General features: G+C 40.8%; 20 protein-coding genes. 9 read left to right on the forward strand and 11 right to left on the reverse strand.

Features of this window, described 5'->3' with window-relative positions:
- Positions 1-75: 75 nt before the first annotated feature.
- The 6 genes from hflX to C9J12_RS22400 form a co-directional block, all read right to left on the reverse strand.
- Positions 76-1,413, reverse strand: a complete 1,338-nt coding sequence (gene hflX, locus C9J12_RS22375; protein WP_107244717.1) for a GTPase HflX — start codon at positions 1,411-1,413, stop codon at positions 76-78.
- A 182-nt stretch (positions 1,414-1,595) separates the two neighbouring features.
- Positions 1,596-2,069, reverse strand: coding sequence for a PaaI family thioesterase (locus C9J12_RS22380; protein ID WP_107244718.1), 474 nt, complete (start codon positions 2,067-2,069; stop codon positions 1,596-1,598).
- 3 nt (positions 2,070-2,072) lie between these two features.
- Positions 2,073-2,366: a DUF134 domain-containing protein gene (locus C9J12_RS22385; protein ID WP_107244719.1), complete on the reverse strand. Its 294-nt coding sequence runs from the start codon at positions 2,364-2,366 to the stop codon at positions 2,073-2,075.
- Positions 2,367-2,525: 159 nt separating this feature from the next.
- Positions 2,526-4,337, reverse strand: coding sequence for an ABC transporter ATP-binding protein/permease (locus C9J12_RS22390; protein WP_107244720.1), 1,812 nt, complete (start codon positions 4,335-4,337; stop codon positions 2,526-2,528).
- Between the two features lie 219 nt (positions 4,338-4,556).
- Positions 4,557-5,954, reverse strand: a complete 1,398-nt coding sequence (locus C9J12_RS22395; protein WP_107244721.1) for an MBL fold metallo-hydrolase RNA specificity domain-containing protein — start codon at positions 5,952-5,954, stop codon at positions 4,557-4,559.
- 308 nt (positions 5,955-6,262) lie between these two features.
- On the reverse strand, positions 6,263-6,790 hold the full coding sequence (locus tag C9J12_RS22400; protein ID WP_107244722.1) for a DUF2799 domain-containing protein: 528 nt from the start codon (positions 6,788-6,790) through the stop codon (positions 6,263-6,265).
- A gap of 111 nt (positions 6,791-6,901) precedes the next feature.
- Between C9J12_RS22400 and C9J12_RS22405 the strand changes: the two genes are divergently transcribed.
- The 4 genes from C9J12_RS22405 to C9J12_RS22415 all read left to right on the forward strand — a co-directional run bounded on the left by C9J12_RS22405 (position 6,902) and on the right by C9J12_RS22415 (position 9,191).
- Positions 6,902-7,435 (forward strand): DUF2975 domain-containing protein, encoded by a 534-nt coding sequence (locus C9J12_RS22405; RefSeq protein ID WP_107244723.1) that lies wholly within the window; start codon positions 6,902-6,904, stop codon positions 7,433-7,435.
- Between the two features lie 9 nt (positions 7,436-7,444).
- On the forward strand, positions 7,445-7,666 hold the full coding sequence (locus C9J12_RS22410; protein WP_107244724.1) for a helix-turn-helix domain-containing protein: 222 nt from the start codon (positions 7,445-7,447) through the stop codon (positions 7,664-7,666).
- 74 nt (positions 7,667-7,740) lie between these two features.
- Positions 7,741-7,944, forward strand: a complete 204-nt coding sequence (locus C9J12_RS30485; protein WP_146150101.1) for a hypothetical protein — start codon at positions 7,741-7,743, stop codon at positions 7,942-7,944.
- Between the two features lie 170 nt (positions 7,945-8,114).
- Positions 8,115-9,191: a PQQ-dependent sugar dehydrogenase gene (locus C9J12_RS22415; protein ID WP_107244725.1), complete on the forward strand. Its 1,077-nt coding sequence runs from the start codon at positions 8,115-8,117 to the stop codon at positions 9,189-9,191.
- A 99-nt stretch (positions 9,192-9,290) separates the two neighbouring features.
- Here C9J12_RS22415 and C9J12_RS22420 read toward each other — a convergent pair whose 3' ends face one another.
- Together C9J12_RS22420 and C9J12_RS22425 are read right to left on the reverse strand one after the other, a co-directional pair.
- The gene (locus C9J12_RS22420; RefSeq protein WP_107244726.1) at positions 9,291-10,403 is read right to left on the reverse strand and encodes an NADH:flavin oxidoreductase; all 1,113 of its coding nucleotides are present in this window, start codon (positions 10,401-10,403) and stop codon (positions 9,291-9,293) included.
- A 237-nt stretch (positions 10,404-10,640) separates the two neighbouring features.
- Positions 10,641-10,898: a YdcH family protein gene (locus tag C9J12_RS22425; RefSeq protein WP_107244727.1), complete on the reverse strand. Its 258-nt coding sequence runs from the start codon at positions 10,896-10,898 to the stop codon at positions 10,641-10,643.
- A gap of 264 nt (positions 10,899-11,162) precedes the next feature.
- Here C9J12_RS22425 and C9J12_RS22430 point away from each other — a divergent pair, with 264 nt between their 5' ends.
- Positions 11,163-12,431 carry an O-acetylhomoserine aminocarboxypropyltransferase/cysteine synthase family protein gene (locus C9J12_RS22430; RefSeq protein ID WP_107244728.1) on the forward strand — a complete coding sequence of 423 codons (1,269 nt, stop codon included), beginning with the start codon at positions 11,163-11,165 and terminating at the stop codon, positions 12,429-12,431.
- A gap of 144 nt (positions 12,432-12,575) precedes the next feature.
- Here C9J12_RS22430 and C9J12_RS22435 read toward each other — a convergent pair whose 3' ends face one another.
- A complete protein-coding gene (locus tag C9J12_RS22435; protein WP_107244729.1) occupies positions 12,576-13,754 on the reverse strand; it encodes a N(5)-(carboxyethyl)ornithine synthase in 1,179 nt (392 codons plus the stop codon).
- A gap of 902 nt (positions 13,755-14,656) precedes the next feature.
- Here C9J12_RS22435 and C9J12_RS22440 point away from each other — a divergent pair.
- Positions 14,657-15,625 (forward strand): nucleoside hydrolase, encoded by a 969-nt coding sequence (locus C9J12_RS22440; RefSeq protein ID WP_107244730.1) that lies wholly within the window; start codon positions 14,657-14,659, stop codon positions 15,623-15,625.
- A 71-nt stretch (positions 15,626-15,696) separates the two neighbouring features.
- Here C9J12_RS22440 and C9J12_RS22445 read toward each other — a convergent pair whose 3' ends face one another.
- A complete protein-coding gene (locus C9J12_RS22445; protein WP_107244731.1) occupies positions 15,697-16,578 on the reverse strand; it encodes a LysR family transcriptional regulator in 882 nt (293 codons plus the stop codon).
- Positions 16,579-16,671: 93 nt separating this feature from the next.
- On the opposite strand from C9J12_RS22445, the gene C9J12_RS22450 reads away from it, so the two are divergent.
- Both C9J12_RS22450 and C9J12_RS22455 read left to right on the forward strand, forming a co-directional pair.
- Positions 16,672-17,094, forward strand: a complete 423-nt coding sequence (locus C9J12_RS22450; RefSeq protein ID WP_107244732.1) for a PACE efflux transporter — start codon at positions 16,672-16,674, stop codon at positions 17,092-17,094.
- Between the two features lie 86 nt (positions 17,095-17,180).
- Positions 17,181-17,663, forward strand: coding sequence for a GreA/GreB family elongation factor (locus C9J12_RS22455; protein ID WP_107244775.1), 483 nt, complete (start codon positions 17,181-17,183; stop codon positions 17,661-17,663).
- A 39-nt stretch (positions 17,664-17,702) separates the two neighbouring features.
- Here the strand turns inward: C9J12_RS22455 and C9J12_RS22460 are convergent, their stop codons facing one another.
- Positions 17,703-18,590 (reverse strand): LysR family transcriptional regulator, encoded by an 888-nt coding sequence (locus C9J12_RS22460; protein WP_107244776.1) that lies wholly within the window; start codon positions 18,588-18,590, stop codon positions 17,703-17,705.
- A 119-nt stretch (positions 18,591-18,709) separates the two neighbouring features.
- On the opposite strand from C9J12_RS22460, the gene C9J12_RS22465 reads away from it, so the two are divergent.
- Positions 18,710-19,348, forward strand: coding sequence for a glutathione S-transferase (locus C9J12_RS22465; protein WP_107244733.1), 639 nt, complete (start codon positions 18,710-18,712; stop codon positions 19,346-19,348).
- The last annotated feature ends 50 nt before the right edge of the window (positions 19,349-19,398 follow it).

The raw sequence follows: 19,398 nt of genomic DNA on the forward strand, positions 1-19,398 counted from the left end.
CTCTCAACTAAGGCTAAATAACGACCTAAAGTGAGAGGTTTTATATTAAGGTTATAGCAGTTCACATTGTCCTCTTTATGAAGTCAGCATCAACTTTTTTAACCTTGCTAAGTCAATCGCGTTTGAGCGTACGGTAAGTTTAATATGACTATACTCATACTCTTCCTTTGTCACACTCATGCTAGAGCGAATTTCACCGATGATACCTTTCGCGGTATAAGGAACAATGATTTCATCTTCAATCATCCCGTGCTCAGAAACGCCAACAATATATTTGTGCAGTTTAGCGATATCTAAAGGGTTACGGGTTGACGTCATCATGGCATCAGGAAATTCTTCCATCAATGCCTGCTGTTGCTCAGTACTCAATTGATCTGATTTATTCAGTACCAGTAACTTTTGGGCCCCTTCAACGCCCACTTCTTCCAATACCTCGTGTACAACATCAAGTTGTGAACGAAAAGAAGAATCTGAAGCATCAACCACATACAACAACAATGAAGCATCATGGGCTTCAGCTAAGGTTGAATGAAATGAGGCTACTAAATCGTGAGGTAATTTTTTAATAAAACCGACGGTATCTGAAACTAAGATTCGAGGTTGAGTGATTGGGTACAACGCTCGTACTGTGGTATCAAGTGTTGCAAAAAGCTTGTCTTCTACTAATACTTCACTGCCGGTGATCGCTCGCATCATTGATGACTTGCCCGCATTGGTATAACCAACCAAAGCGACACAAAAAAGCTCAGAACGTTGTGTACGTCGGCCTTTCATTTCATCTTGAACACTAGCCAGCTCGCGCTTTAATTCAGCTAATTGATCACGTACTTTACGGCGGTCTAATTCTAGGTTTGTTTCACCTGCGCCTTTACCCATTTGGCGTTCATTATCACCAACGGTAGACTCTCTAAGTCGTGGTGCGACATAATTAAGGCGAGCCATTTCAACTTGTAACCGTGCAGTTCGGGTACGAGCATGACGGCTAAATATTTCAATGATAATCCCGGTACGGTCATACACTTGTACGCCTAATTGGTTCTCCACATTTCGCAGCTGTGATGGGCTTAAATCGCAATCAAATACCACTACATCAGCACATGCAAATGGCAGGTTTTCTGAAGGAATATCCTCAAACTCTGTCTCATCAAAGAAATCTTCAGTATCTGCGTCATCAACCGAGCCTTGATTACCAGTGAGGTGCGCAATTTCAGCCAGTTTTCCTGTTCCCAAAACATTGACTCTTTGGGTCGAACTTTGCTTTTGCGACTGCGTGCCAACGACTTTAAACCCTAGAGTAGTCACCAAGCGAGCAAGTTCTGCAAGTGAGTCTTTTGCCTCATCGCCTTTAAACTGCGGTGTACAAATAGAAATAAGTAAAGCATTAGTAAGTGATGCTTTTTCTGTTAGTTTCATGATTTTTATCTTCGTGCACCTGAGTGCAAACCTGGTCTATCTAAAGTTGCTTGATCCTACGCTGTTATAGGTGAGCTTTATAGAGCAATAGAATACTAAATACAGATATTCGTTTAGTTGGCGATAAATCGTCGGCATATCGTTACAACAACGCCCCTATTTACTTATTCAACAAAGCCTTTCTAGCGTTTCATAAAACGCGCTGTGCTTTTTGCCATAAGTTGTTGCTCAACATAAATATCTGCTTCAACTTTATAGAGTGTTAAATAGGAAGAATTTATTTTCCCTCGAATAATAATATCTGCTGTGAGTGGAATCTCTGCAAGGTAGCGGATATTGATATCACCGGTTACAGCTTCAACACCTTGATTAAAAATCGCGTGACACATACCGGCATCAAGTAACGCAGCAATAAAACCACCATGTAAAATACCTTGGTAACCTTGTTGATGAATACTCCCTTTAGCCTTTGCCCAAACAACACCCTCTTGATCATTATAAAAATCAAGTTTCAAACCAAAGGTTGATTGTGTGCCACATAACATACAGTGTTGGTGACTATTTTGTTTATTCACTTTTTCCAAGAGAAACGTTGACTTGAATAAGTCGAATTTCTCTATCTCATTCTGTAAAATTCTCATTTCCGTATTGTTCATCTTTCACTCTTCTTTTTCTTCTTCGTGGTGCATGATGAGAGCCTTGCCCTGAGTAAGACAGTCCATTACCTTAAAACAGGCTGATTTCAGAATATTGGCCAGAGTCTGCCGAGAGACCCCCATCACGATAGCTGCTTCTTGTTGCTGCATTTTCAATAGATCAACCAGTCGCAACGCCTCAAACTCATCATCGGCAAGTTGAACTTTTTCAAGCTGACTCATTGGAATCCTGTTGGGTTTAAAGCAACTGTCAGCGGGACGACCGCAAATATTTCTCGGGATTTTGGGTCTTGGCATGAAGCCTCCATAATTGGCATATGCTATTTATACACCTCATTTATAGCGTATGCTATAAACTTTTACGTAATAAGAGCAAACCACCATACTTTAAGAAACTATTGCATTATTACTACCTAAGCTACCTATTATGCTGTGGAAAAGGCTTGCGTAACGGCGTTAACTAGTCATCCGTTTGAATTGTAGTTCTACCAAGCGTTGGTATAAGTCACAGCTTTTCAATAATGACTGATGATCTCCAACATCAACCAAATGTCCTTGATCCAATACTGCAATTTGGTCGGCATGTTGAATAGTTGAAAGACGGTGAGCAATAATTAACGTCGTTCTGCCACGCATCAACTCTTTCAAAGCTTGTTGAACATGGTGTTCACTTTCGCTGTCCAATGCGCTGGTGGCCTCATCAAGTAATAATATATTCGGATCTTTTAAAATGGCTCTTGCGATGGCAATACGCTGTCGCTGACCACCAGAAAGTCTTACTCCTCGCTCACCAAGGAAACTATTGTACCCTTCAGGTAAATTCATGATGAACTCATGTGCATGCGCCTTTTTAGCCGCCTCAATAACTTGTTCATCTGTCGCTTGTGGGTTGCCATAACGAATATTGTGGAAAACATCATGACTAAATAGCGCAGGCTGTTGTGGTACAAGTGCCATTTGTTTACGTAGTTCATGCGGATCAAATTGACGAATATCGACACCACCTAGTGTGACCTTGCCTAATTGAGGATCGTAAAAACGTTGCAATAGTTCAAAGAGTGTCGTTTTGCCTGCACCTGAAGGGCCAACAAGCGCGAGAACTTTGCCCTCTTCTGCTCTTAAATTTAGATGTTCAGCAGCAGCTTGGTCTGGCCTTGAAGGATAGTGGAAAGTGACATCGTCAAACGCGACTTCAGCAGACAGCGCTTGAGGAGAAGTGATGTTTTGGCTAGGAGCAACAATATGACTTTCTACTTGGAGTATTTCAATTAACCTTTCTGTCGCGCCTGCGGCTCGTTGTAATTCACCTAAAACTTCTGAAATAGTCGCTAATGATGAAGCGACTATGATCGCATAAAAGACAAAAGCACCTAAGTCACCAGACGACATAGTACCGTTGATTACATCGCTACCACCCACCCAGAGCATGCCTGCGATAGCACTGAAAACAATCACAATCACGCCTGAGATCAAAATGGCACGCTGCTTAACGCGCTGGCGTCCAATTTCGAATGCCTTTTCTACTTCATTAGAAAACGACTCTCTTTCTTGCGCTTCGTGACTGTAACTTTGAACGGTCTTAATGTGCTCGATAGCTTCACCCGCATAACTCCCAACATCGGCCATCGAATCTTGACTCTTGCGTGACAAAGCTCTTACACGGCGTCCGTATACCAGTATCGGTACAAGAATAAATGGCACCGATGCTAATACAATTAATGTTAATTTTATGTTGGTCGCAAATAGCATGATAATTGCACCTACACACATTAATGCACTGCGCATCGCCATCGAAAATGAAGAACCAATAATACTCTGTAGCAAGGTGGTATCAGTGGTGATACGCGACATGATGTCACCACTACCATTGATTTCAAAATAGCTGGGATGCAAAGTAATGACGTGATTGAACACCGCAAGCCTTATATCGGCACTTACTCGCTCACCCACTGAAGAAACTAAATAGAACCGAAAGAATGTCCCGATTGAAATAAGCACTGTTATCGTAAGAATAAATTGAATAGCACGTTCGAGATCTTGTATCGACTGTTGGATGAACCCTTCATCAATCAAGATTCGCACTCCATGCCCTACAGATAAAGTCAGAGAAGCTGTAAAAATAAGTGCGACGAGTGCAGCCAAGACTTTCCCTTTATAGGGTCGAATAAACATCACTAATTCAAATAAAATACTTAGACTTTTACCTTTAGCATTTGGCTGAGAACTTGTACTTTGAACTGTTTCATTTGACGTAGGTTGAGTTTGCATAGATACGCCTTTCGTTTTGCCCGCTTCAATTGGGACGAATGTTGGAATTGGATCTTTGGCTTAATCATTAGCAAGCAAAGGTACAATTAATAGGCTTATCATTGGGGTATCAGTAACAAATAGCAACCATCACTTCAGCAAAAGAATAAATTACCGATAGATTACGGGAGAGAATATAACCCCAAATTATAATGATAAAATGGGGTTATTTTGTATGTTCTAAACGTAAATTTTTTCGCCATATTTAACAATATGGACAGATTTATGCAGCTGTTCTTTAATCACGTCTTTAAACACAGCCTGCTTGTCAGACTCGCCGTGTATTAAATAAATTTTCTCTAGCTGTTCAAATTCACTCATCCAAGCTAGCAGATCGCTTTGGTCTGCATGTGCTGAAAATCCACTGAGCATGTGTATTTTGGCATTCACATTAATTTTTTCATGATAAAGCTGAATGGACTCGGCCCCATCTATCATTTGCCGTCCCAGAGTACCTTTCACCTGATAGCCAACAAAGATAACACTGTTACGATCATCCCATAAACGATGTTTAAAGTGATGCAAAATACGCCCACCAGTACACATTCCGCTACCAGCAATAATAATACAGCCACTTTCCTCCTTATTAATGAGCTTAGAATCTTTAGCTTTTAATGAATATTGCAGATAAGGAAAGTCAAAAACAGTGCCGTCGCGTAACAATAGTTTGTCGGCGGAAGCATTTAATTCTGCATGGTAATTATTATAGATTTGTGTCGCGCGTATCGCCATGGGCGAGTCTAAAAACACTTTACATACGGGCAGCTCTTTATCGTAATACATCTGCTTAATAAGTAACAGAATCTCCTGGGTCCGTTCAATCGCAAAGGATGGGATCAGTACATTACCCTTGTTTTTCAAGGTATTGATAATAATCTCTTTACACTCGTCGATAGTCTCTTTTAAAGGGCGATGATCACGATCTCCATAGGTTGATTCAATATAAAGTGCATCGGCTTTTTTAACAAAAGATGGGGGGGGCATAATAATGTCTCGACGGCTGCCAAGATCCCCACTAAACACTAGCGATTTAGTTTCCCCCTCTTCACTTATCTCTATTTGAATGGTTGCAGAGCCAAGAATATGGCCTGCATTTCTAAAGGTAACCTTAACGCTGGGCACAAGCTGAATGGCTTTATTGTAGTCGGCGTATTGAATGATTAAATCAAACACCGCTTTCGCATCGTCACTGGTATAGATAGGTGGAGGAACCTGTTTTTCGTCACCTGTTCTTCGCGCTTTTTTAAATGCAGTTTTATAATCCTCTTCTGCAATTTTGGCGCTATCCATTAAGATGACCTCAGCCAAATCCATTGTCGCGCGCAAGGCGACAACTTTACCGTCAAATCCTTCTTTAACAAGTTTAGGAACACGTCCGACATGATCCAAATGAGCATGGGTAAGTAAAATAATATCGACATCTTTAGGATCGAAATCAAAAGGCGCATAGGTCTGCTCTTCATTTTCACCTTGAAAATAGCCGCAATCGACCAGTATATTAGGCCCGTTTTTAAGTTGTAAAAAATGACAGGAACCAGTAACCGTCTCTGCAGCACCAAATGACTGAATGAAAGTCATAAACACCTCCCTAGTGATTGGATTTTAACTATAGCACTGCTTAAATCCCCAAATATGGGTACATGTCTACTAAACAACATCTCTACCAATTATACGATAATCTGCTGATACCACACGAGTATGTGTCTACACTAAAGCACCTTTAAACGCTTTGGAATGGCTACCGTCAATAACCACTTTTTCTGTTAGACCATGCAGACCTATGGTCTTTTCCGTTGATATACGTTTCGTCCATTCGCCACGAATAAGCCACAGGTTTCTTCGTACACGATGTCCAGTAGTAACGAAAGGACAGTAATAAAACGACCTCAAAATGTGAAGTGGTACTGTATGGTAGGCACCATCAATGAACGTCTTTCTGAGTGAAGCATTACTTCACGTCTACGAAGACGTTTACCTTCATCACTATTATATTTATCGTGCTTTTCCAAAAGTTTTAATTCGCGCTTTATCGAGTTCAGTTCGTTATCAATTTTCCTTATATGTTGTTCAACCCTGTACTCTTTTTGCCCCTGATTGTATTGCTCAACAAACAAAGAACTATCGCAAACACCAAAGTATCTCCCCCCAGAGCGACCAATACGATAGCCATTATCAGGCATACAGTAATATGATAACCCTAAGTCATAACTGGCATACCAAGCAGCATGATCAACTCTTATTCCTGCTTCTTTACAATCTTTCGAATAATCATTTATTCGCGTAGCCGGAACACCATTTTGACCATCCATCACCCCGACAGCATGCCAATCCGCCGCTTTACACTCCTCGACAGACATACTTGAGCAGCCAATCATTTGAGCCAACGTAACCATACATAGGGCGCGTTTCCACATAAACTTCTCATTGTTTATTAATAATAAATTATCGTTTTAAGGTAACTTATTATTGCCAAATACAATCAGTCATGTCAATCTATTGCCCATAACTTATTTGGGGAATGAATCATGCATCACCAACACGCCATCCAGAAGCTAAGCAAAAAACTGCTAATTTTACTTTGGGCCATATTAATCACAGCCCCTCTTTACGATTCCTTTATGTGGATTTACGGCACGATGGTTGAATCAGGCGATGTTATCAACGTATCATTCGCCTACCCAGTGAACTTACCGTTAACACCAACAAAAATGTTAATGGGCTATCCTTTCGCCATTTTACCTACCGTTATTTATATGGCGATGATCTGGCAACTTATACAACTATTCCGCCTTTATCGAGCCGGAAGTGTATTCACTCTAAATAATGTTTCCTGTCTAAAGAAAACCGCCAATTTTATGATTGCTTTACCCTTTATCAGTGCAATTTCCGATCTGTTATTAGGTGTAGTTTTATCCATTGGTGAGGAAGAGTTGAATACTGGCCTCTATTTTTCAGATTCTGAGTTGACAATTTTTGTCATTGGTCTCATGGTGCGTGTAACTTCACATGTTATGGTACTCGCGAAAGACATGAAAGAAGATCATGAATTAACAATCTAAGGCGATTTTATGCCAATTATCATTAATTTAGATGTGATGCTAGCAAAGCGAAAAATGCGCTCGAACGAGCTTGCAGCAAAGATTGGCATCACCGAGCAGAACCTGTCAGTACTTAAGAACGGCCGTGCTAAAGCACTCCGTCTTACAACGTTGGATGCTATTTGTAAGCACTTACATTGCCAACCCGGAGATATTCTCGAATACGTTAATGGCAAAGAAGAAGATGCTTAACAGACGCTCATGAATAACCAAGAAGTCATGCTTATTTACAGAAGTTAAATGACCATCGGCAAAGCTCCTCGGTTTTGCTGCAAACCGGAGTGCTGTGTAATGACCTTCATCAGCACTCATTACTTTTATCATTATGCCACTACACCCCCACACACTTTTTAGGCTGGCACTTTCCTTCAGAAATGACGCTATGGTCTGTTCGTTATTACCTTGCTTATAAACTTAACTACCATGAAGTAGAGGAAATTATTGCTGAACAAAATCTTGGTCCTGAATAAATAAGCAGTACCTTATCGGTTCCATTTAACTACTTAGCATTTTTTTAAGGTTTTTTTGTGCAATTTTGACTTGGTGGTCGATTAAATTACAGTTTAGAAAACATTCTCTACGGCATCGCTATCAAAACACTAAGCTTCAAGAAAACCAATACAAGAAGGCTGCTAAGTCGATGAAAATACCCCAACAAATAAGTGTGTTAATACTTACCCTTTTGGCTGCGAATACCGTTCATGCATATGAAGCAGAAAAAGTGACCAGTGGGTTAATCATACCATGGGGACTGGCCTACATTGACGACAGCACTATGCTCATCACGGAGAGAAATGGAGCAATTAAACACATCAATCTAGTAACAGGTAAACAGCAGACTTTGGCTGAGATTCCAAACGTTTGGGCTAAAGGACAAGGTGGGCTTCTTGATATTGCGCTCTCCCCTTTCGATGAAAATAAAATATACGTTACTTACAGTAAAAACATCAATGGTAAAGGCGTCACAACGCTTGCATCGGCGAAGTACCGTAACGAGGTACTCTCAGATTGGGAAGATGTATTTATTTCAATCTCCCAAACCGATACTAGCAGGCATTTCGGCAGTCGAATTACGTTTGATAATAACAGCCTCTACTTCTCGATAGGTGACCGTGGCGAACGAGAAAATGGTCAGAACACCATGAATCATGCTGGCTCAATCTTACGCTTGAATCCAGACGGTAGCACACCTACAGACAACCCCTATGTAAACAACAAAGCCATTCTGGATGATATATGGAGCTACGGGCATCGAAACCCTCAGGGCTTATTCTTTGATCATAAGAGTCAGAGGCTTTGGTCAATTGAGCACGGGCCGCGCGGAGGTGATGAAATTAACTTAATCAAAAAAGGATCTAATTATGGCTGGCCTATTACTTCTTACGGTAAAGAATATTGGGGACCAATCAGTGTAGGCGAAGCCACAGAAAAAGAAGGCATCGAATCGCCAGTTAAGGTTTATATCCCCTCAATCGCTCCTGGCAGTTTGGTGTTGTATCGAGGCGAAAAATTTCCAGAGTTAAAGGGTAAATTATTATCGGGTGCGCTCAAGTTAACCCACATTAATATAGTCACCCTTAATAACGAGGGTGAAGCTATTGCTGAAGATCGGATCCTTTCTGAACTCGGCGAACGTATCAGAGACATTGAAGTATCCCCTGAAGGAGAGATCTTCTTCAGCACCGATAATGGTAACCTTTACAAGCTCAAGCGATAAATGAGGTCGAAGTCGTGACCTCAACCTTGCGGAACTAACGTGAATGAGTCAGCAATGATTTACTGACTCGATTCTAAACAGAAATGTGTTACTGCTTATTTATAAGCGAGCTAATTGCGATTTTCTTTTCTTATTAACAACACAGAAATTGCCACGTTTTGTCCGGCATTTTGAACACCTTTCACACTCAACTGGCGCTCTGTTACCTTCTTTCCAACGCTTAACTAAATGCGGTTCAGACAACAAAGGTCGAGAGAGAGCAAAATATTGAATATTGGTTTTATTCGCAATCTCTTCTATCGCATCAATATCCGTTAATCCACCAACGGTAATAACGGGTACATTCACCTCTTCGCTAATAACATGCCCATATTCATGGAAATAGCCTTCTTGTTGAATAGTATATCCATCAAAAGACTCGCCAATCATGGTATTAGCCTTACCATGGATATTGCCTGAGATGATGATTGCATTCACGCCAATCACTTCCAATCTTTTACAAACGATACGTGTTTCATCAAAAGTTAAGCCACCCTCAAAAAACTCAGATGCCGTCAATTTAACTAATATTGGATACTCATCACCGACAAGCTTTCTTATTTCAGCATAGATCTCTAATAACAATCTCATTCGATTATCTAAGCTGCCACCATATTCATCTTCTCTTTGATTGTAATATGGGCTTAAGAACTGATTGATTAAATAGGTATGTGCTGCGTGTATTTCGACACCATCAAACCCTGATTCTTGGGCTCTTCGGCTTGCTTGAGCAAATGCCTGAACGATATAACCTATTTCGTCCTTAGTCATCGCTTTGCCTAATGTTTGTGTGCTTTTTTCGCACACTTCACTCGGCGCATAGATCACCCTTTCACCGACATTGTGGGTTGTTTTTGTTCCACCATAAGCAAGCTGCATCACTATTTTAGAATCATTGATGTGAACTAACTCGGTCAGCTTTTTGTATTCATCGATAAAGGAATCATTGTACATTCCCATCATGCCTGCATTTGGCTTCTCTTCTTCTACAATATTCGCATAACCCGTTACAATTAGGCCGACGCCCCCTTTAGCTAGCTCTTCGTAGATAGCGTACAGTTTATCCGTCATATGGCCATCTTCTGTTGCCATATTTTCCCACGTAGCGCTTCTAATAAAACGATTTTTTAATGCCATGCTGCCAATGCGGGTTTCTGTAAACAAAGTGCTCAAGTCTAATCCTCTTAAAAATCGTTTTCGTCTTATTCATCAGCTTTTATAACGGAATAAAAAAGAACAGCCATACAATAAGCATGGCTGTTCATTTCTGTGCATTTTTTATGTGCGATGAGCAATAGTAAATATTACCGACAATATCTCATTTTTCTAGAGCAAAATCCTTAATCTGGATTAAGATTGTGCCATCAAGACAAATCTTGGCGACACAGACACTTTGTATGTTCAAATGGGTTAATTACTTGCTTGCTCATGATGCTTGGTTAGTTGCTTATATAACATGTCTTTTAACTCAACACGCTTAAGCTTTAGATCGTTCATGTTGTCATCATCAATCGGACTACCCGATATCTCCAGCTGGCGGATATCATAATCCAGTTGATGATACTGCTGAAGATCGGCTTTGAATGTTGGATCATCGTGGTTGAGCTGAACAATATCTGATGTAAGTTCAGGAAAATCTAAGATAAAGGCATGGCTTTCATTTAGCATCGGCATTCCCTTTTCAGTCGGATTATCCATTAGTATAGAAGTAATTTGTTGAAAGAAATGTGGCTTAAAACACAAAGCAACCAAGTAAGCAGTAAGCGAATAAATCTCAAGCAGTATTATCGACAGAGGTAATTAGCAAGGCGCTTATTTAAGAAAATCAATTTGCTCTTCGTTAAGGTAGCAAAAACTCCCGTCCTATCAGTTTTTATCTAAAAAATTTGGCATAATAAAAAATTGTCCATTCAATATATTCAAGGAAGAACAATGAAAGACGAAACACTCTCGATCCACTTTGGTTATGAAACCGATCCAACAACAAAATCTGTCGCAACGCCAATTTACCAAACTGTCGCTTATGAGTTTGATAACGCACAACACGGTGCTGACCTTTTTAACCTAGCAGTACCAGGGAACATTTATACTCGTATTATGAACCCAACCAACGATGTGCTAGAAAAGCGCATGGCAGCACTAGAGGGAGGCATTGCAGGATTAGCCGTAAGTGCAGGCAGTGCAGCCATCAATTATGCCATTCTAACGTTGGCACAAATTGGCGATAATATCGTTGCAACACCACAGCTCTACGGTGGTTCTTACACCTTGTTTGCTCATATGTTGCCAAATCAAGGTATTGAAGTACGCTTTGCGAAAGACGATAAACCAGAAAGCTTAGCGGAACTTATCGATGAAAAAACCAAAGCCATTTTCTGCGAAAGTATTGGTAACCCAGCGGGCAATATCATTGATTTAGAACGAGTCGCAAAGCTTGCTCATGCGCAAGGTGTCCCTGTTATTGTCGATAATACCGTTGCAACACCCGTATTATGTAAACCTATCGAATTTGGCGCCGATATCGTGGTGCATTCTTTAACAAAATACGTCGGTGGCCACGGTACAACACTCGGTGGCATGATTATCGACTCAGGCAAATTCCCTTGGGCTGAGCACAAAGATCGCTTCCCTGTCTTTAACCAACCTGAACCTTCTTATCACGGTGTGGTATACACTGAAGCATTTGGTGAAGCGGCCTTCATTGGGCGAGCGCGCACAGTACCATTGCGTAATACTGGCTCTGCTCTATCCCCTATGAATGCATTTATGTTAATGCAAGGCTTAGAAACCTTATCGCTTCGAATGGAAAGACATACTGAAAATGCTCTTAAAGTCGCTGAGTATCTCAGCCAGCACGATAAAGTAGAGTGGGTTAATTATGCGGGTCTTCCTGATTCAAAGCATTATTCATTAGCTAAAAAGTACATGAAAGGTAAACCATCTGCGATCCTCTCTTTTGGATTAAAAGGTGGGTATGAGGCTGGCGTTCGTTTTTATGATGCACTGAATATTTTCAAACGATTGGTCAACATCGGGGATGCAAAATCTTTAGCCTGTCACCCTGCATCGACGACACACAGACAACTCAATGAGCAAGAACAAAATCAAGCGGGCGTATCCCCTGAAATGATCCGTCTATCTGTGGGCATAGAGCACATTGATGATATTATTGCTGACTTAGAACAAGCACTTAACACATAAATGCCATGCACCATATCATTAATCCATATATAAAAGTGAGCTAGAGATATTACTCTAGCTCGGGTGATTTATATTAGCTAAAATGTAGACAAGTTAACGCCTAACTCAGACGAAGAACAAAGGTACATCGGCTAAAGTCAGTTTTTAGACTGCACTACTCGAGACAATATTTACAATCGGATTTAAGTACCCATGAGGGTAATACATCTCACGTTTTTGAAACGACAGAATGGAAGGATTCTGTATCACGCCACCATCAATATTGATCGCTTTTCGAATCGTATCATTTTGATGCCAACTATCTCGACCCGCCAATACAATGGGCAAATAAACAATTAGAGCTGCAGAAATTGATCGCGTTGCACTTTCCCACAGATAGCTAGGGGTATGATCCACCGCGTAGTAATCGATGGTTTCATACTTAAACATCGGACTTTTGAATGTTGTTGGTTTGGCAAAAAAGAATCCCATTCCTTCGTCACAACTTACATCAATAATTAAGCTGTTGGGTTTAAGGCATGCGCTTTCTGCTTCAATAACAAAGTTGATAGGATTCTCTGTATTTTGATACGTTCCGTTTACAATGATATCTGCTTCACTGATCAGTTCTGTCAGTGATCGTGTGGTTCCATCGTGATCTACCACCACCATACGTGCCTCACCCTCGCTACCAGCTCGAATTCTCACGTAGTTACAATCGAGTACTTCTTCACGCACTTCGTCTTCTGGGCGCTGAATACAGATAGTGATATCTCTAAAACCATGCGCCTTTAGAGCATATATTGCACCACGGCTAACGGCACCAAAACCAAAAATGATTGTTTTACGTTGATCACCGTAATGCCCATCGATGCCTTTGAGTTGCAAGGAATGCAATACCGCACAATAACCAGCCATTTCGTTATTCTTATAGAATGTATGGCGACCTACTTGACCATTAGCAGACCAAATATACATATCCTCAAAGGCAATAAGCGTTTGTTTACGATCTATCGCCGCTTGGGTAATGTCTTCTTGCTGTACACAATGCACGTACCCCCAAAGTGTTCCTCCTTCGCGCAGTTCTTGTAAATCATCTAATACTGGTTTGGCAATGATAACCCTGCCAATGTCGGCCAGTAATTCGTGGCGACTGGCAGTGCCTCCTGTTAGGGCTGCAATGTCCGAGTCTGAAATGCCAAATGGTTCGCCATAACCCTCTTCAAAAATTAGTTGACGGCGAAGGTCTTCAGGAATTCGCAGCAAATGCTCTGGATGAATTGGAAACCGTCGCTCATCTTCTTTTCGTGAAGTCCCAATGACTCCTACTTTTGATGTATTCATGTCGTCGTATCCTTTTTTGTAAAAAATTCCATATATGTGACTTTATGAACTAATGATCAATTTCGCCAACAGGCCAATTTCTTTATGGTCTGCTTTATCGTAAACATTCCAGAGTATTAGGGTTTTAGAATCTTAGAGTTTCATCAAACGAAGCTCTGTATAAATGAGAGGAGGAATCAATAACATCGAACTGGTCGTCAATGCCACTACAAAACTTTATCTAAATCATACTTCACCGTTTCTCTACTCAAACCCGAAAAGTTGATGTAATTCTGTGCAAAGTAATCAGAAAACCATGCATCGTTACAGGCAGTACTGAACCAAAGCCGATGTTATGAAATGAATTCAAATAGAAAGGATTGAAATCACAAAATTGATAAGATATACACCATAGCACGATTACTTTTCTCATGTTGATTAAATAGCAATACGTTGCATATGGTTGTTTAACACTGTACTTAGCCTAGGAGTTACATTACTTGTAAGCTGTTGTTTTATCTTTATTTATATCACTTTACTTTACAAGAAAAACACTATTTATTCATTTCAGCTTGCGACTCACTGTCATATTTTTATTTCTACAAAGATTACACGTCAATATAAAATACATGCTCAGATTACATTAAATAACCTTATTTTATACTTAATGGAAATTAAACCGCTTTTTAGCCACTTCTATTATTACGGTATCTGATTGAACCAATAACTCTTTAATTCATAGCAACTCATACATAAAAATTTGAGTTGCACTGATTGTGATAACAATCACAGGAACACACCACAATATCGTTACTATAAGGCACATCATTTATTGACACTTTTGTTATATATACCCAAGCTACCTCTTGATAACGAAAGGTTTGTTTTAATAGTTATTCTGTAAAAAACTAGGTAACGAGTACATGACAACAAAAATTATTTTAGATACCGATCCTGGAATTGATGATGCAATGGCAATCTTATTTGCCGAAGCACACCCTACATTAGATTTAGTTGCAATTACAACGGTTTATGGCAATGCAACTATCGACAATGCCACCCGTAATGCGCTTTATTTAAAACAGAAATTCAATTTCACCGCAGATATCGCAAAAGGGGCAAGTAAGCCGCTTCATCGCCCACCCGTTGGCGCGACCGTTGCTGTACACGGTGAAACCGGATTTGGCGATCTCACTGCACCTGATGACATTACAGAACAAGCAGACCCTCGCCCTGCTTACCAATACATAATCGACACAGTTAAAGCTAACCCCGGCGAAATTACATTAGTCACCGTTGGTCCATTAACCAACATTGCCCTAGCACTTGAAGCTGCACCCGAGATTGCAGACTTAGTCAAAGAAGTTGTTGTGATGGGTGGTGCATTTGGAATGAATGATCACCGTGGCAATGTGACTCCGTATGCTGAAGCCAATATTCATGATGATCCCCACGCGGCAGATATCGTTTTTTGCGCCTCGTGGCCAGTCGTTATAATTGGTTTAGATGTTACTGAACAAAGCTTTTTCACTGGCCAATATCTCGATGAGCTACGCGATGATGCTGGTGAAGTAGGTCAATTTATTTGGGATGTAAGCCGTTACTATTTACGTTTCTACTCTCAAAAAGTTGGGCTGAATGGTTGCCATGTTCACGATCCTTCGGCCATCGCATATGTCATCAACCCCGACTTGTTTACCTTACGTGAAGGTGCTGTACGGGTTGTAACGGATGGCCCAGCAGAAGGTATGACGATTCAAAAATTTGATGAACGTAAATATATGAATGATGAATGGTCATCAATGCCTAATCAACGCGTAGGCATTGCCGTTGACGATCAAGCGCTTTTAAAGCTATATCGTGAAAGCTTAATTGCATACAGTCAGCAATAAAGCGTTATAAACAAGCTAGATAGGCAAAGCTAATAACTAAGGCTGATCATCGAATAGGTGGTCAGCCTTTTCTAGTCTTCAAGTAAACCAGTTAGAGCATCGGCTAGCCACGTTAAAGCAGGGCCCTTGGCTTTTTTCTTCGACATCACACGATCAATAGGAACGCGCCAAGGTTTATGATCGAAGCTTAAATTCAACCGAGCCATCTTCCCCTCTGCAACTCCCTCATCAGACATATGGCTAGGAATATACCCCCAACCAATACCATTTTTAACTAACTGATTCACCCCATTAAATGTATTCCCCCACCATAAATGCGCCGAAATCATAGGAAAGTGAGACAATTCTTGCCCCTCAATACCTTTAATCAACAACTGCCGGTAAGGGATTAAATCAGCCGCTTTTACCGTTTCTAACAAAGCTAAAGGGTGCGAAGGGCTAACAACACCATGAAAAGGCAAGCTGCCCACGTAACAAAGATCAACATCTTGAGGAAAACCACTGTTTGCGAACATTAACCCTATATCTGCCCTACCCGAATGCACCAATGCATACACATCAGGCGTAGAAACGGTATAAAAATCTAAGATTGTGGCAGGAAATAATACTGAAAAATCAGACAATATTTGCCATAACACTGGCAATAATAATGCATCATCCACCGCTAATTTTAATTGGGTTTCATTATTATTGTTCAACGCATTTGCCGCGTTTTCTAATTCATTCGTTTGCTGCAAAATAGCCTGCGCGAATGATAATAAACGTTGCCCTTCTAGTGTCAGTGACGGTTTGCGGGTACTACGGTCAAAGAGTTGCGTATCTAAATCAATTTCTAGTGTTGCGATTCCTTGGCTTACTGCTGATTGCACCTTCCCAAGCTTACGCGCGCAGGCAGAAAATGAACCCAACTGTGCTGTAACCACAAACATTCTTAGCTGTTCTAAATTGCACATATCACTTTTCCTGATAATAACTAACTATCAATCATCTCATTTATTGATGATTATATACCACATGATTTACCCATAACGTCTCGAAGGTTTCAAATGTCATTTAAAGAACGTATTTTTCATAGTGTATTATTCGAAATAATTGCACTACTTTGTTTCATGGTAGCCGCATCTTTTGTAACGAAAGCAGACACCAAATCTGTTGCTGGTTTAGCCATCGGGCTTTCTATGATCGCAATGACTTGGAACTATATCTACAACCTCGTTTTTGACCGTGTGTTCGGTGAAAATCGTGCATCTCGCGGATTAAAAATACGAATTGGCCATGGTCTTGGTTTCGAATTGGGCTTGGTCTTTGTTAGTTTCCCTCTGATGATGTGGGTACTACAACTCGATTTTTGGACGGTATTTATAATGGATGCTGGTGTTGTTATCTTTTTCCTTGTTTATGCCATTGTGTATAACTGGTGTTATGACACTATCCGCTCACGATTCATTCCAATGGTTGCCGCCTCGTAATATTTATACGCTTATTCTTTACTCGTCACGTTTGACTATCTAGGATATAGCCTTTACTTATATCCAAAATGGTTAAACGTGTAGGTATGGATAAAACCTTGTTACTCGAACAGATGATTTCCGCATTAGAGGCGACGCATCAAGGTGCTGTTGAAGCGGCATTACGTGCATACAATACGGCAACGAATGATGAAAATGTGGCTGAAAATCAATATGACACATTAGCGTTAGAAGCATCGTATTTAGCGCATGGTCAAGCTCAGCGAGTAGCAGAATGTGAAGCCGATATTCTGGCCTTCAAAAAAATAGATATCGCAAATGATACAGAAAAGAAAATTGTCACTTTAGGGTGTTTAATACAACTTATCGATGAAGATGATAACAACAAATACGTCTTTTTTGCTCCATCTGCTGGCGGTTTAAAAGTTCGTTTTGATGAAAAAGATATTATTGTTATTACTCCTACGTCTCCGTTAGGGGAAGCGTTAATTGGTCGAGAATTACACGACGACGTCAACGTGCATATTGGCAACCAAATCATCAATTATGAAATTGCATTGATTAGTTGACTAGTGGCTTAGTGGCTTAGTGGCTTAGTGGCTTAGTGGCTATTCTGAAAACTCAGCGACTAAAAAATCAATAAAGCAGCGTACTTTCTTCGACAAATAACGGCGGTGTGGGTATATCGCAAATAAACCAAATTCTAGCGTGCGATAGCCCGGCAAGATTTCTTGTAACAGCCCCTCCTCCATTTCTGATTCCACAATAAAACGTGGAATCATACCTATCCCTCCACCAGCCATTGTTATTGCCTTTACCGCTCGCGGGCTATTCACTGCGATTTTCGAGCTGACTTCAATTAAATCCGTTTGCCCATCTGGCGATACAATTGGCCACTGTTTACCAATTCGAAAATTACTGTCTATGATGCAGTGATGCTGGCTAATATGCTGAGCATTTTCAGGTTCTCCGTGCCGTTCTATATATGCAGGAGATGCACACAATAATAACGGTAGCGTTTTAATTCGCCTTGCAATCAAGCTTGAGTCATCAACACCGCCGATTCGAATGACGACATCAATACCCTCTTCCAACATATCAATCTTTCGATCCGATAACTGTAAGTCGATACTCATCTCTGGATTGGCATCTAGAAACTTGGGGATCAACGGTGACAATCTCATCTCACCAAATGTTTGCGGAACACTAACCCGCAGCAGACCTCGTGGGGTCGTTTGCTCTCCAGTTACGTTATCAACCAATGCCTCAAACTCTTCCAACAAAGGAATCACCTGATCATAGTAACGTTGCCCTTCTTCAGTCAGTGCCAAACGTCGGGTTGAGCGATTAAATAAGCGTACACCTAGGCGATTTTCGACTTCACCTACATATTTACTCACCAGTGCTTTCGATAAACTCTGACGCTCACTTGCAGCGGTGAATGAACCCGTTTCAACCACTGCAACAATTGTTTTCATGCCATCTAAAGTGTCCATAACTGTCAATGTAGCATTGACAATCATTCAATGGAAACACTCTTTATCAACAAACCATTAACACCGATACTTACTCCATCAGCAACACAATGATGATTACCCACACTGGAGAGAAACTTATGTCAGCAATTAAACTATACCGCCACGCACTTTCAGGCCACTCACATCGAATCGAAGTATTCTTATCCCTTCTTGCATTGGAAGCCGACATTATTGATGTGGATCTCGCCAATGGCGCACATAAGGAAGCGGCTTTTTTGCAGAAAAATAGTTTTGGTCAAGTGCCTGTCATTGATGATGGCGACATTACACTTTCTGATTCAAACGCTATCCTTGTTTATTTAGCCACTCAATATGACGACAAACACACATGGTTACCGAAAAACGCTGTTCAGGCCGCTAAAGTACAACGTTTTCTTTCTGTTGCGGCAGGCAAAGTGAATTCCGGACCCGCTACAGCACGTCTCATTAATGTGTTTGGGGCTGATCTCGATAAAAAAGCAGCCACGGTTACAGCACATGTAATACTCGCCCAACTAGAGAACCATTTGGAAGGCCGTAATTGGCTGGTAACCGAAAATCCAACGATTGCCGATGTTGCCAATTACACTTACATTGCACATGCACCTGAAGGGGATATTTCCCTTGAAGCGTATCCCAATATTCGTGCTTGGTTGACGCGTTTTGAAAATCTACCGGGTTTCCTTTATATGCAAACAAGTGCAGCTGGTTTGAATACTGTGGCTTTAAACGCTTAACTTAGCGACATGCCTGACAATCACTCTCACACCGTTATTGTCAGGTAATC

Origin of the sequence: Photobacterium frigidiphilum, from assembly GCF_003025615.1 — a bacterium.
GTDB lineage: Bacteria > Pseudomonadota > Gammaproteobacteria > Enterobacterales > Vibrionaceae > Photobacterium > Photobacterium frigidiphilum.